The following is a 12,834-nucleotide window of genomic DNA, read 5'->3' on the forward strand; positions in this document are numbered from 1 at the left end:
GGATACCAGACATGATGCGCAAATTATTGAGTGCCGCAGTGTTCGCGGCGATGTTCGGTCTCGCACCGGGCGCCTGGGCACAGGACGCGGCACCGGCACCGGCGGATGCAGCGCCTGCCGCTGCAGCCGAAGCGGCACCTGCTGCTGCCGATACCGAAGCGGCACCGGCTGCCGAAGCCCCTGCTGCTGCCGAAGCGGCCCCGGCCGAGGCTGCAGCACCGACGCCGACGCTCGACTCGGGCAACACCGCCTGGATGCTGACGTCCATGGCGCTCGTGCTGTTCATGACCATTCCGGGCCTGGCCTTGTTCTACGCCGGCATGGTGCGGACCAAGAACGTGCTCAGCGTGATGATGCAGTGCTTCGCAATCACCTCGCTGGTGACGATCCTGTGGGCTGTCTACGCCTACAGCCTCGCCTTCACGTCGGGCAGCGAGTCGATGAACGCAATCGTCGGCGGCACTTCGAAGTTCTTCATGAAGGGCATCGACGTCGCGGCACTGTCCGGCACGATTCCGGAAAGCGTGTTCATGTGCTTCCAGATGACCTTCGCGATCATCACGCCGGCGCTGATCGTCGGCGCATTTGCCGAGCGCATGAAGTTCTCGGCGATGATGGTGTTCATGGGCCTCTGGCTGACGGTCTGCTATGCGCCGATCTGCCACATGGTCTGGGGCGGCGGCTGGCTGCAGGGCAAGGGCATCCTCGACTTCGCCGGCGGCACGGTCGTGCACATCAACGCCGGTATTGCCGGTCTGGTCTGCGCGCTGGTCCTCGGCAAGCGCAAGGGTCTGGGCGAAACCGCGATGAAGCCGAACAACATCGGCTACACGCTGATCGGCGCCTCGATGCTGTGGGTCGGCTGGTTCGGCTTCAACGCGGGTTCGGAACTCGCCGCTGACGGCGTTGCCGGTACCGCGATGATGGCGACCCAGATTGCGACCGCTGCGGCGGCACTGGGCTGGATGTTTGCGGAGTGGGCGATCGGCGGCAAGCCGACCATCCTCGGCATCGCGTCCGGTGCGGTTGCGGGTCTGGTGGCGATCACCCCGGCGTCCGGCACGGCCGGCCCGATGGGTGCGATCGTGATCGGCCTGGCGGCCGGTGTGCTCTGCTACCTCGCGGCGACCAAGCTGAAGAACATGCTCGGCTACGACGACTCGCTCGATGCGTTCGGCGTGCACTGCATCGGCGGCATCGTCGGTGCGCTCCTGACCGGCGTCTTCGCGGCGCCGTCGCTCGGCGGCTTCGGTGCCGTCGGCACCGAAGGCCACAACGGCTTCGGCGCGCAGTTCACCGTCCAGCTGATCGGTGTGACGACGACGCTGGTCTGGTCGGGCCTCGGCAGCTACATCCTGCTCAAGATCACGGGTCTGCTCTGCGGCGGTCTGCGCGTCAGCGAAGATGCCGAAGCCGAAGGCCTCGATCTCGCGCTGCACGGCGAACAGGGTTATCACCTGTAAATCGCGACAGCGGTACAACTCCGGTGGGTTGGGGCGGGTGCTTACGGCACCCGCCCCTTTTCTTTGGTCACGGGTTCGGGCCGGCGCGACGTGAATGCTAGACTTGCGGACGACTTTCGGAGCCCTAGCCATGAAAATGCTGATTGCGATCATCAAACCGTTCAAGCTCGATGCCGTGCGCGAGGCGCTGGCAGACATCGGCGTGCAGGGCATGACCGTGACGGAAGTCCGCGGATTCGGTCGCCAGAAAGGGCATACCGAGCTGTATCGCGGCGCGGAATACACGGTCGATCTGTTGCCGAAGGTGAAGCTGGAAATCGCGGTTTCGCCGGAAATGGCCGAGAAGGCAACGGATGCAATCCTCAAGGCCGCCAAGACCGGCCAGATCGGCGACGGCAAGATTTTCGTTTACGACCTCGGCCAGACGGTCCGCATCCGCACCGGCGAATCAGGTCCCGACGCGGTCTGATCGCTTCGTTTTTCCGGCCCCCGCCTGCAACGACGCAGGCGGGGGTTTTTCATATCTGCGGCGATTTCGATGAAAAAGTTTCTGTTGCTGCCGGCAATGCTGCCGGCGACCGCCTGGGCCCAGACGCCGGGCGACAGCGGTGATACGGCCTGGTTGCTGACCGCCACCGCGCTGGTGTTGTTCATGTCGCTCCCCGGCCTGGCGCTGTTCTACGGTGGACTGGTCAGAGCCAAGAACGTGCTGTCGGTGCTGGTGCAGTGCTTCGCGATTGTCTGCGTCGTCTCCCTGTTGTGGGTGATCGGCGTCTACAGCCTGACGTTCGCGCCGGGCAATGTCTGGATCGGCGGCCTGTCGCGGGTCATGCTGTCCGGTCTTGGCGACACGTCGATGCACGGGCGGATTCCGGAAACGGTATTCGTGATGTATCAGTTGACGTTCGCTGCGATCACGCCGGCACTGGTGGTGGGGGGATTCGCCGAGCGCATGAAATTCTCCGCGATCCTGTTGCTGTCTGCCCTGTGGGTGGTGCTGGTCTACGCACCGGTCTGCCACTGGGTCTGGGCCGAAGGCGGCTGGCTCAACCGGCTCGGCCTGCTCGACTTCGCTGGTGGCACGGTGGTCCACATCACGGCCGGTGTCGCGGCGCTGGTCGCAGCGCTGATGCTCGGCCGTCGCGACGGGTTTCCCCACACGCCGATGATGCCGCACAACATGACGATGACCGTCACCGGCGCCGGCATGCTCTGGGTCGGCTGGTTCGGCTTCAACGGCGGCTCGGCGCTGGCGGCCGACGGCCACGCCGGCATGGCGGTGCTGGTCACGCACGTCTCCGCCGCGGCTGGCGCGATGAGCTGGACGGCGCTGGAATGGCGCAAGTACCACAAGCCGTCCGCGCTCGGGATCGTCACCGGCATGGTCGCCGGACTCGGCACGATCACCCCGGCTGCCGGTTATGTCGGGCCGGGTGGTGCCTTGCTGATCGGGCTCATTGCCGGGCTGGTCTGCTTCAACGCCACGCATTATCTGAAGCGCGTGCTGGCGGTCGACGATTCGCTCGACGTGTTTCCGGTGCATGGCGTCGGCGGCATCCTCGGCACCTTCGCCGCCGGTATTTTTGCGTCGAAGTCGCTCGGCGTGTTCAGCGGTCGCGGTTATGCCGAGGGCATGACGATGGCGCATCAACTCGCCGTGCAACTGCTCGGCATCGTCAGCGTTGCCCTGTACGCCGGCGTCGTGACCTGGGTGCTGATGCGGCTGGTCGCGAGGATCACCGGTCTGCGCGTCACGGCCGAGGACGAGACCATGGGCCTGGATACCACGCAGCACAACGAACGCGGCTACGACCTGCAGTCCTTGTAGTCGCAGCGTCGGTCGGATCGATATTTTTTGGCCCGGCAAAAGCGACTAGACTCGGCGTTCTGCATTGCCAAGAGACAGCGATGGGCACGATGAAGTGGCGGATTGCCGCGGTGCTGGCCGGCCTGATCAGCGTTCCGGCGCTGGCCGGTGGCGTCTACAAATGGGTCGATGCGCAGGGGCATTTCCATTTCAGCGATACCGCTCAGCCGGGCTGGCGCCGCGTCGACGTCAATCCGACAGTCGTGGATGCCGGCCCGATTCCGACCACGGATACGGCGGCGGCCGGCAAGCGCGCGGCCGAATGCCAGCAGAAGCGCGATGCGCTGGTCGGCTACAAGGCTTCGGCGCGTATCGTCGAGCGCAACAGTCTCGGCGTCGAGCACGAGTACACGCCGGAAGAGAAACAGAAGCTGATCGCGCTCACCGAACAGCAGCTGGCAGGCTGCCCGCCCGGCACCCCGGCGGCGGATGCGAATGACGGCAACGACGGCGGTGACTCGGCGCCGCAGTAGCGCCGACGCAGCGATCGTTCAAGCTCTTGCGAGCGCCTGCCGCACGTAGGTCGGCAGCGCAAACGCGCCGCGATGGGTGTCGGCGTTGTAGTACTTGCAGTCGAGCGCGGCGATCGCCTGCTCATCCAGCCGTGACGCCAATGCGCCGGCTTTTTTGCAGGCAATCGAGCCCGACCACCAGCCGGACGGATAGATGACCTGCGGAAAGTGCAGCAAGTGCGTTTCGGCAAAACCGGCTTCGCGCATCGCTGCGTGCATTTCCTGGATCAGCGACAGATGCAGCAGCGGCGATTCCGACTGCTGGACCAGCATGCCGTCCGGCTTCAGCGCCTTGATGCAATCGAGATAGAAGCGCTTGCCGAACAGTCCTTCGGCCGGGCCGACCGGATCGGTCGAATCGATGACGATCATGTCGATCGAGCCGGGCGCCGCATCCTTCATCCACTGGATGCCGTCGCCGAAGAACAGCGTCGCGCGCGGATCGTCGTTCCTGTCGCAGAGTTCCGGGAAATACTGTTCGGACAGGCGCGTGACGCGTTCGTCGATCTCGACCTGGGTGGCCGACTTCACTTGCGGATGCTTGAGCACCTCGCGCAGCGTCCCGCAGTCGCCACCACCGACGATCACCACGGTCTGCGGGTCCGGGTGCGAGTTGAGCGCCGGGTGCGACATCATCTCGTGGTAGAGAAAATTGTCGCGTGTCGACACCATCGTGCAGCCGTCGATCGTCATCAGCCAGCCGAAGCTTTCCGTTTTCCAGATTTCGATCTTCTGGTACGGCGTCTGCTCCTCGTGCACTTTTTCGCCCTTCAGCGAAAAAGCCGTGCCCGTGCTTTCCATCGGTTCGGTGAACCAGCTGCGATCCAGCGTCATGACAACCTCATAAAATGCGAAAAATTCTGGAATCCGCGGCGCCACGAGGCCCGCGGACGCAACGCAGCACTCTACAATCGCCGCCTCGCGCCTGAGGCCGGCGAGTATATCGGGTGAAAACACGAAATGAATGACGATACGGTGGCAGCAAAGGCCTGGGATTTCGCCCAGGCGCGCGAGCTGTACAACGTTCCGCAGTGGGGCGAGGGCTACTTCGATGTCGGCGCCGACGGCCACGTGCGCGTGCTGCCGTTTCGCGAAAAATCGGAAGTCGCGATCGACCTCTACGAGCTGGCCCGGCGCCTGCCTGCGGAAGGCCTGCAGCTGCCGGTGCTGGTGCGTTTCGTCAACATCCTGCACGACCGCGTTGACCAGCTGACTGGCGCGTTCGCCGCCGTGATCGACGAACTGGGCTACCAGGGTCGCTATACCGCGGTCTACCCGATCAAGGTCAACCAGCAGGGCGATGTCGTCGAGGAAATCATCCGCCACGGCGGGGAGCGGGTCGGCATCGAAGCGGGCAGCAAGCCGGAGCTCGCCGCGGTGCTCGGCCTGGCACGCCCCGGCAGCGTGATCGTCTGCAATGGCTACAAGGACCGCGCCTACATCCGCCGCGCCTTGATCGGCAGCAAGCTGGGTCATCAGGTCTACATCGTCGTCGAGAAGCTTTCCGAGCTGCCGCTGGTGATCGAAGAGGCCGGGAACCTCGACGTTGCACCGCTGATCGGCCTGCGCGTACGCCTGTCGGCCAACTTCACGAGCACGCAGCAGAACACCGGCGGCGAGAAGGCCAAGTTCGGGCTGACTTCACCACAGATCCTCGAAGCGCTGGAGATGCTGCGTGCCGCCGGCCGGCTCGATGCCGTGCAGATGATCCATTTCCACCTCGGCTCGCAGGTCGCCAATGTGCAGGACGTCGCCCGTGGCCTGCGCGAGGCAGCGCGTTTCTACGTGGAATTGCGCCGGCTCGGTGCGCCGATCAACGTTGTCGATGTCGGCGGCGGGCTTGGCGTCGACTACGAAGGCACGCGGTCGCGTTCGTTCTGCTCGATGAACTATTCGCTGCGCGAATACGCGCGCAATATCCTGCGCACCCTGCAGGAGGTCTGTCTTGCCGAAGACCTGCCGCAGCCGAACGTGATTTCCGAGTCCGGGCGCGCGCTGACGGCGCACCACGCCGTGTTGATCGCCGACGTCGTCGATCGTGACGAAGTGCCGTCGCAGACGATCGAGGTGCCGACTGCCGATGCTCCATCGGTGCTGCAGGATCTGCATGCGCTGTTCCGCGAGATCGATGTCCAGGGGCCGATCGAATCCCTGCACGATGCCGCACAATTCTTTTCCGACGCGCAGGCGCAGTACGCAATGGGTCTGCTCGATCTGCCGCAGCGTGCCTACGCCGAGCGTGCGTACTACGCGCTGGCGCACGCCGTGCTGCCCAGACTCGATCTCGGCATTCGCGCGCAGCGCGACGCGCATGACGAGCTGCGCGAGAAACTGTCGGCAAAATATTTCTGCAATTTCTCGGTGTTTCAATCGGTGCCCGATGCCTGGGCGATCGATCAGGTATTTCCGATCATGCCGATCCACCGGCTCGACGAGTGTCCGGACGTGCGGGCGAGACTTTGCGATCTGACCTGCGATTCCGACGGTCGGCTCGATCAGTACGTCGATCGTGAAGGCCTGATGCCGACGCTGGCGCTGCATCAACTGAAGTCGGACGAGCCGTATCTGATCGGCTTCTTCATGGTCGGTGCCTACCAGGAAATCCTCGGCGACATGCACAACCTGTTCGGCGACACCAACGCCGTCAACGTGGTTCTCGACGGTCAGGGCGGCTGGCAGCTCGCCGGCGCCGAAGCCGGCGATCGCACCGACGAGTTGTTGCGCTACGTGCATCTCGAACCGGAAAAGCTGGCCGCATCCTATCGGCAGAAACTCGACGCACTCGGTCTGGGTGCCGCGCAGCGTGATGCGCTTTACAAGGAACTGGAAGCCGGTTTGAGCGGTTATACCTACTTGTCCTGACGCGCCGGCGTCGCGGGCGAGGGGCCGGGCTGCAGGGGGCTCGGTGGGTCCGCCGGCGCGTTTCAAGCGCGTCGCGATTCAGCGAAGCGTCGGTTCGCGTGTGCTGTAGTTCGCGGCGCGCCGCGGCCGTTTCGCGGACACTTCCCCGACTGCCACCGCGCGTGCCTGCCGTGATCACGATCCGTTGCCGCATCTTTCTGTGCCAGGCCCCCGACGAGGTATTCGCCTTCGCGGCCGATTACCGCAACGATCCCTTGTGGCGCAAAGGCGTGATCGCGACGCGCTGCGAACCCGATGGCGCACCGGCGCTGGGGACGCGCATGCATGAAACCCTGCAGATGTTCGGAGTGCGAGCCGAGACTTTGTCGGAAGTCATTGCCTGGGAGCCGGGTCGACGCACGGCCTTCCGCGTGCTGAGCGGGCCGGTGCCCTGCGAGGGGCGGCGTCTGTTCGAAGCGGAAGGCAACGGCACCTGTCTGAGTTACGTGCTGCACTTGCAGCCCCCCGGTCATCGCCGCTTGCTCGGCCCGCTGCTCGCTCTGCTGTTCCGCTGGCAGGTCGGCAACGATCTCAAGCGCCTGCGGCGCACCCTTGCCGCGCCCGGCCTGCAGGTCGCCTAGGGCCTGTTGACCCTCAGCCCTCGCCGTGGCCGAGTCCGCTCTGCCGGAGCGCAAGGAACGAGGAGTGAGGTGCACGAGGCGGACATGAGCGACGAGAGACGTCGCGATGTGGCAAAACGGACCGGCCCGTTCGGGGAGGCGCGTGGCGAGCCGCCATGCGGCGCTGCGAACCGCTGCCTGCGGATCGCGTCTTGCGCCTTGCCAGACACCACGACAGCCACGCCGTTTGCGGGAACAGATCCCGGGACAAACGAAGCCTCAAGGCGTGCGCGTTGCGCGCGCCCGGGCAATCGCCGCGCGCACCTGCGCCGGACTGGTCGCCCCGTAGTGGTTGCGGGCCGCGAGCGAGCCTTCAAGCGTGATCTTCGCGTAGACGTCCGTGTCGATCATCGGCGAGAACTTGCGCAATTCATCGAGCGACAGTTGGGCAATGTCGCAGCCCTTCTGCTGTGCGTAAGCGACCGTGCTGCCGACCACGTGATGCGCATCGCGGAACGGCAGCCCCCTGTTGACGAGGTAGTCGGCCAGATCGGTCGCCGTCGAAAAGCCCCTGGCGGCGGCGGCGCGGCAGTTGTCGCGACGCACTTCGATCGCCGGAATCATGTCGGCGTAGACCGCAAGGCAGGCCGACACCGTGTCGACGGTATCGAACAGTGGCGGCTTGTCTTCCTGATTGTCGCGGTTGTACGCAAGCGGCTGGCCCTTCATCAGCACCAGCAGGGCATTGAGGTTGCCGATCACGCGGCCGGTCTTGCCGCGCACCAGTTCCGGCACATCCGGATTCTTCTTCTGCGGCATGATCGAGCTGCCGGTGCAGAAGCGGTCGGGCAGGTTGACGAAGCCGAACATCGGCGTCGACCACAGGATCAGTTCCTCGCTCCAGCGTGACAGGTGCACGAGGATCAGGCTCGCTGCGCTGCAGAATTCGATCGCGAAATCGCGATCGGAGACGGTGTCGAGCGAGTTCTCGGTCACGCCGTCGAAGCCAAGCTGCGCGGCAACGTCGTGGCGGTCGATCGGGTAGACCGTGCCGGCCAGCGCCGCTGCGCCGAGCGGCAGCAGGTTCATGCGGCGACGGCAATCGACGAGGCGCGAACGATCACGCAGCATCTGCTCGCGCCATGCCAGCATGTGGTGGCCGAAGGTCACCGGCTGGGCAATCTGCAGATGCGTGAAGCCGGGCATCACGCTGTCGGCTTCACGTTCGGCCAGATCGAGCAGGCCGTCGGCGACGCGATCGATCAGCGGCAGCAGGCCGTCGATCACGTCGCGCACGTACAAGCGCAGATCGGTGGCGACCTGATCGTTGCGTGAGCGCCCGGTGTGCAGGCGCTTGCCGGCATCACCGATACGCTCGGTGAGCCGTGCCTCGATGTTCATGTGAACGTCTTCGAGTTTTTCGCTCCACTCGAAACGGCCGGCCTCGATTTCGGCGAGGATTGCATCGAGGCCGCCGACGATCCTTTCGACATCGTCTGCTGCCAGCACGCCGACCTTGCCCAGCATGCGTGCATGCGCCTTGCTGCCGGCGATGTCCTGGCGGTACAGGCGTGCGTCGAAACTCACCGACTCGGAGAATTTCTCGACGAGGGCGGAGGTGGATTCGGCGAAGCGGCCGCCCCAGAGTTTCTGGTTTCCGGACATGGATGGACAGGTGTTGGCAGAAGGCCGCCGATTATAGGCGCGTGGCGTCGAGGCGGCGGCTGGAGACCGCGTGGCCGCCGCCGGTGATCGACAGGGCGGGTCCGGCAGCCTGTCGAGGCCGTCCGGCCATTCCGGGGACTGGCTTGCTGCCGGCGGCAACGACGCGGCAAAGTGGCGAGGCCGGAGCGTTCCGGTTCCTCGCGCAGGCTTCGTGAAGCAGATCGACCCATCGCCGCGGCATCGCCTCGACCTGATCCCGAATTTCTGCGAGGCGCGGCCGGTGTTGTCGCTGGCGTTCATCATGGCGGTCGTCGCGGCGGTGCTGACCCTGTCGAGTGCCGCGGTCGGCAAGGGCGCGCTGCAACGCTGGCTGCTGATCACGATCTACCTGCAGTGGATCGGGATCTGTTCGGCGGCGACCCTGTGCTGGGCCCGGCGCTGGCTGCGCTACGCGCGACCCGGCGTCGTGTTTTTCGTTTGCTGGGGTCTGCTGGTCGTGATCGTCACGGTGATCTCGGATCTGGCCTATCGCTTCAGCACCTACATGCACTGGGACTTCGCGCTCGGCAACCAGGGCAGGATCACCTTCATCCTGCGCCACATGCTGATCGCGGCGCTGGTCGCGTTGTTGCTGTTGCGCTACTTCTGGGTCCGCCATCAGTGGACCATGCAGGTGCGCGCCGAGGGCGAGGCGCGCTATCAGGCGCTCAATGCACGCATCCGCCCCCACTTCCTGTTCAACTCGCTGAACAGTCTCGCCGCGCTGATCCAGGTGCGGCCGAACGAAGCGGAAATGATGGTCGAGGATCTCGCCGACCTGTTCCGCGCGAGCCTCGGCAAGGGCCTGCAGGTCGCCAAACTGCTCGAGGAGATCGGCCTGTGTCATGCCTATCTGCGCATCGAGAAACTGCGCCTGGGCGAACGGCTGGTGGTCGAGTGGGATGTGCCGGAGGACGTGCTGGAATGGCCGGTGCCGAAGCTGATCCTGCAGCCGGTGATCGAGAACGCCGTCCATCACGGCATCTCGCGCCTGGCGCAGAGTGGCGTCGTTCGCATCGCGGCGCGCGAGATCTTCGGCCGGCTGGTCATCGAAGTCAGCAATCCGATTCCGCCGCAGAGCGAACCGACCGTGCACGGCAACCGCGTCGCCACCGACAACATTGCCCAACGCCTCAAGCTGATTTACGGTGGCGGGGCGCGGCTCGAACTGGGTCGTGACCTGCGCCTGGAAGGCGGGGTGTTTCGGGCGCGACTGGTGCTGCCGCGCATGGAAATACCCGAAACGGCGTCGACGGAACAAGACTAACGAGGAGACGAAGACATGCGCGTCGTGATCGTGGATGACGAGCCGCTGGCGCGCGAGCGCATGAAGCGTCTCCTGCAGGAATTTCCGGGCTACGAAGTGGTCGGTGAAGCCGACAACGGCGAAACCGCGCTCGACGTGATCGACGACGAAGAGCCCGATCTGGTGCTGCTCGACATTCGCATGGGCGGAATCGACGGTCTGCAGGTCGGGCGTCAGCTGGCCGAGATGGACGTGCCACCGGCGATCATTTTCACGACCGCCTATTCCGAGCATGCGCTGTCGGCCTTCGACGCCAATGCCCAGGCCTACCTGCTCAAGCCGATTCGCATCGAGAAGCTGCGCGATGCTCTGCAGCGTGTACGCAAACCGACGCGTGCACACAAGCCGCAGAGCGCCGGCGGCGAGGCGCAAGCGCTCAAGCGCGAGTTCATCCTGGCGTCGACGCGCGACGGCCTGATCCGCGTGCCGACCCAGGAGGTCGTCTACTTCCTCGCCGACCAGAAATACACGACCGTCGCCCACATGCACGGCGAGGTTCTGATCGAAGAATCGCTGAAGACGCTGGAAGACGATCTGCAGCCGCAATTCCTGCGCATACATCGCAAGGCGCTGGTCAACACCAACTTCATCGCCAGCCTCGAGCGCGACCGGCATGGCGAACAGCACCACTGGCTGAAGATGAAGCACGCGACGCAGGCGCTGCCGGTGTCGCGCCGACGCCTTGCCGAAGTCCGACGCTTCCTGACCGAGGCCTGACGTCGCTGCCGACCGGTCGGTCTGAATCTGGGACAATGCACCACACGCAGGCATACCCGGGATTTCAGCACCGATGAAGTTACGCATCGCAACGCGCGAATCGCCATTGGCGATATGGCAGGCCGAGCACGTCAAGGCCCGGCTCGAGGCCGCGCACAGCGGACTGGTGGTCGAGCTGCTGCCGATGACGACGCGCGGCGACCAGCTGCTGAGCAGCCCGCTGGCCGCGGTTGGCGGCAAGGGCCTGTTCGTCAAGGAGCTGGAACAGGCGATGCTCGAGTTGCGTGCCGACATCGCGGTGCACTCGATGAAAGACGTGCCGGCGCGGCAGCCCGACGGTCTGACACTCGCCGTTTTTCTCGATGGCGAAGACCCGCGCGACGCCTTCGTCTCGAACCGCTTCGCCGGCCTCGCCGAGTTGCCGGCCGGCGCCATTGTCGGCACCTCCAGCCTGCGCCGGCAGGCGCAGTTGCGCGCGGCGCGACCGGATCTGGTCGTTCGCGATCTGCGCGGCAATGTCGGCAGTCGCCTGCGCAAGCTCGACGAAGACCAGTACGACGCCATCCTCCTTGCGCATGCAGGCCTGGTCCGGCTCGGGCTCGGCGCACGCATCCGCGAGAGCTTCGATCCGCAGCGCTTTCTGCCGGCGATCGGTCAGGGCATCGTCGGCATCGAATGCCGAAGCGACGATCGCCAGACGCTGAACATGCTCGCACCGCTCGCCGACCCGGTGTCGGCCGTCCGGCTGTCCGCCGAGCGCGCCATGAATGCCAAGCTCGGCGGCGCCTGTCAGGTGCCCGTCGCCGGGCACGCGGTACTGGACGGTTCGCGCCTGCGCCTCGACGGTCTGGTCGCCGCACCAGATGGCTCGCAACTGATTCGTGACCATATCGAAGGGGAGATCGCGGACGCGGCGGCACTGGGACGAACCCTGGCCGATCGCCTGCTGGCCCAGGGCGCCGGTGCCATTCTGACTGCGCTCGGCATCACGCTGACGTGAACGACGGCGCGTCGCTGCAGGGTCTGCGTGTGCTGGTCACGCGTCCGGCGGCACAGGCCGACGCGCTCTGCCATTTGCTTGAAGCACGCGGTGCGACGGCACTGCGTCTGCCGCTGCAAAGCATCGAACCGGTGCGCCAGACGGCGACTGCCGCGCGTGCGCTGGCGCAGGCGCGCGCCGCCGAAGCCTGGATTTTCACGAGCGCCAATGCCGTCAGGCAGGCGCGGCGAATCGACAGCGGGGTGTGGCCGCGCAGCATTGCGCTTGGTGCGGCGACGGCGGCAGTGCTGCGTCAGCTCGGCTGCGAGGTCGATCTTCCGGACGGCGCCTACTCGAGCGAAGCGGTCCTGGCACTGCCGGCACTGCAGGATGTCGGCGGTCGGCGCATTGTCATCGTGACCGGCGAAGGCGGCCGCGATGCGCTGGAGTCGGCACTGATGGCGCGCGGCGCCGAGCTCGAGGTGATTGCCGTTTACCGGCGCGTGAACCTGCCGCACGACCCGCAGAGCGCGGCACGGATGGTCGAGCAGGCCGATGTCGCCGTCATCACCAACGGCGAAGCCCTGGCGCGGCTGATGGCGCTGATGCCGGTCGGACGCGAGGACCGCTTGCGGCGGCTGCCGCTGGTTGTGCCGAGTCACCGTGTGGTAGAACAGGCCCAGCGCTTGGGCTTCCTGTCCACGCCGCGGGTACCGGAACAGGTGACCGATGCCGCCTACCTCCACTGCCTGGAATGCTGGCGCGCCGAAACAGATCGCGATGACAGAACAAGCTGAAGTATCGACTCCTGCGCCTTTCCCCGCA

Annotated in this window: 12 protein-coding genes; 10 read left to right on the forward strand and 2 right to left on the reverse strand. The window is 65.5% G+C overall.

Features of this window, described 5'->3' with window-relative positions:
* Window positions 1–14 precede the first annotated feature (14 nt).
* The 4 genes from G7Y85_RS09090 to G7Y85_RS09105 all read left to right on the forward strand — a co-directional run bounded on the left by G7Y85_RS09090 (window position 15) and on the right by G7Y85_RS09105 (window position 3,803).
* Window positions 15–1,463 (forward strand): ammonium transporter, encoded by a 1,449-nt coding sequence (locus G7Y85_RS09090; protein ID WP_166255969.1) that lies wholly within the window; start codon window positions 15–17, stop codon window positions 1,461–1,463.
* Between the two features lie 130 nt (window positions 1,464–1,593).
* On the forward strand, window positions 1,594–1,932 hold the full coding sequence (locus G7Y85_RS09095; RefSeq protein ID WP_166255245.1) for a P-II family nitrogen regulator: 339 nt from the start codon (window positions 1,594–1,596) through the stop codon (window positions 1,930–1,932).
* A gap of 69 nt (window positions 1,933–2,001) precedes the next feature.
* Window positions 2,002–3,291, forward strand: coding sequence for an ammonium transporter (locus G7Y85_RS09100; RefSeq protein WP_166255248.1), 1,290 nt, complete (start codon window positions 2,002–2,004; stop codon window positions 3,289–3,291).
* An 80-nt stretch (window positions 3,292–3,371) separates the two neighbouring features.
* Window positions 3,372–3,803 carry a DUF4124 domain-containing protein gene (locus G7Y85_RS09105; RefSeq protein WP_166255251.1) on the forward strand — a complete coding sequence of 144 codons (432 nt, stop codon included), beginning with the start codon at window positions 3,372–3,374 and terminating at the stop codon, window positions 3,801–3,803.
* Window positions 3,804–3,821: 18 nt separating this feature from the next.
* Here the strand turns inward: G7Y85_RS09105 and speE are convergent, their stop codons facing one another.
* Window positions 3,822–4,676 carry a polyamine aminopropyltransferase gene (gene speE / locus G7Y85_RS09110; protein WP_166255255.1) on the reverse strand — a complete coding sequence of 285 codons (855 nt, stop codon included), beginning with the start codon at window positions 4,674–4,676 and terminating at the stop codon, window positions 3,822–3,824.
* A gap of 126 nt (window positions 4,677–4,802) precedes the next feature.
* Between speE and speA the strand changes: the two genes are divergently transcribed.
* Together speA and G7Y85_RS09120 are read left to right on the forward strand one after the other, a co-directional pair.
* Window positions 4,803–6,704: a biosynthetic arginine decarboxylase gene (speA, locus tag G7Y85_RS09115; protein WP_166255258.1), complete on the forward strand. Its 1,902-nt coding sequence runs from the start codon at window positions 4,803–4,805 to the stop codon at window positions 6,702–6,704.
* 170 nt (window positions 6,705–6,874) lie between these two features.
* Window positions 6,875–7,324, forward strand: coding sequence for an SRPBCC family protein (locus tag G7Y85_RS09120; protein ID WP_166255261.1), 450 nt, complete (start codon window positions 6,875–6,877; stop codon window positions 7,322–7,324).
* Window positions 7,325–7,582: 258 nt separating this feature from the next.
* Here G7Y85_RS09120 and argH read toward each other — a convergent pair whose 3' ends face one another.
* A complete protein-coding gene (gene argH / locus G7Y85_RS09125; protein WP_166255264.1) occupies window positions 7,583–8,968 on the reverse strand; it encodes an argininosuccinate lyase in 1,386 nt (461 codons plus the stop codon).
* Window positions 8,969–9,179: 211 nt separating this feature from the next.
* Here argH and G7Y85_RS09130 point away from each other — a divergent pair, with 211 nt between their 5' ends.
* The 4 genes from G7Y85_RS09130 (at window position 9,180) to G7Y85_RS09145 (ending at window position 12,806) form a co-directional block, all read left to right on the forward strand.
* Window positions 9,180–10,274: a sensor histidine kinase gene (locus G7Y85_RS09130; RefSeq protein WP_166255267.1), complete on the forward strand. Its 1,095-nt coding sequence runs from the start codon at window positions 9,180–9,182 to the stop codon at window positions 10,272–10,274.
* Between the two features lie 15 nt (window positions 10,275–10,289).
* Window positions 10,290–11,030, forward strand: coding sequence for a LytR/AlgR family response regulator transcription factor (locus tag G7Y85_RS09135; RefSeq protein ID WP_166255270.1), 741 nt, complete (start codon window positions 10,290–10,292; stop codon window positions 11,028–11,030).
* A 73-nt stretch (window positions 11,031–11,103) separates the two neighbouring features.
* Entirely contained in the window at window positions 11,104–12,030 is a 927-nt protein-coding gene (gene hemC, locus G7Y85_RS09140) for a hydroxymethylbilane synthase (RefSeq protein ID WP_166255273.1), read from the forward strand.
* Complete coding sequence (locus G7Y85_RS09145; protein WP_166255276.1) at window positions 12,027–12,806, forward strand: uroporphyrinogen-III synthase; 780 nt, start codon at window positions 12,027–12,029, stop codon at window positions 12,804–12,806. Before hemC ends, G7Y85_RS09145 begins: the two co-directional genes overlap by 4 nt.
* The last annotated feature ends 28 nt before the right edge of the window (window positions 12,807–12,834 follow it).

It is taken from the genome of Solimonas terrae (genome assembly GCF_011067135.1).
In the GTDB taxonomy this organism is placed as follows: domain Bacteria; phylum Pseudomonadota; class Gammaproteobacteria; order Nevskiales; family Nevskiaceae; genus Solimonas; species Solimonas terrae.

What these genes read in the sequence shown, in the direction of transcription:
- speA (WP_166255258.1), top strand. Translation starts at nt 4,803, where the DNA reads ATGAATGACGATACGGTGGCAGCAAAGGCCTGGGATTTCGCCCAGGCG.
- G7Y85_RS09095 (WP_166255245.1), top strand. Translation starts at nt 1,594, where the DNA reads ATGAAAATGCTGATTGCGATCATCAAACCGTTCAAGCTCGATGCCGTG.
- G7Y85_RS09090 (WP_166255969.1), top strand. Translation starts at nt 15, where the DNA reads ATGCGCAAATTATTGAGTGCCGCAGTGTTCGCGGCGATGTTCGGTCTC.
- G7Y85_RS09100 (WP_166255248.1), top strand. Translation starts at nt 2,002, where the DNA reads ATGAAAAAGTTTCTGTTGCTGCCGGCAATGCTGCCGGCGACCGCCTGG.
- G7Y85_RS09135 (WP_166255270.1), top strand. Translation starts at nt 10,290, where the DNA reads ATGCGCGTCGTGATCGTGGATGACGAGCCGCTGGCGCGCGAGCGCATG.
- speE (WP_166255255.1), bottom strand. Translation starts at nt 4,676, where the DNA reads ATGACGCTGGATCGCAGCTGGTTCACCGAACCGATGGAAAGCACGGGC.
- hemC (WP_166255273.1), top strand. Translation starts at nt 11,104, where the DNA reads ATGAAGTTACGCATCGCAACGCGCGAATCGCCATTGGCGATATGGCAG.
- G7Y85_RS09105 (WP_166255251.1), top strand. Translation starts at nt 3,372, where the DNA reads ATGGGCACGATGAAGTGGCGGATTGCCGCGGTGCTGGCCGGCCTGATC.
- argH (WP_166255264.1), bottom strand. Translation starts at nt 8,968, where the DNA reads ATGTCCGGAAACCAGAAACTCTGGGGCGGCCGCTTCGCCGAATCCACC.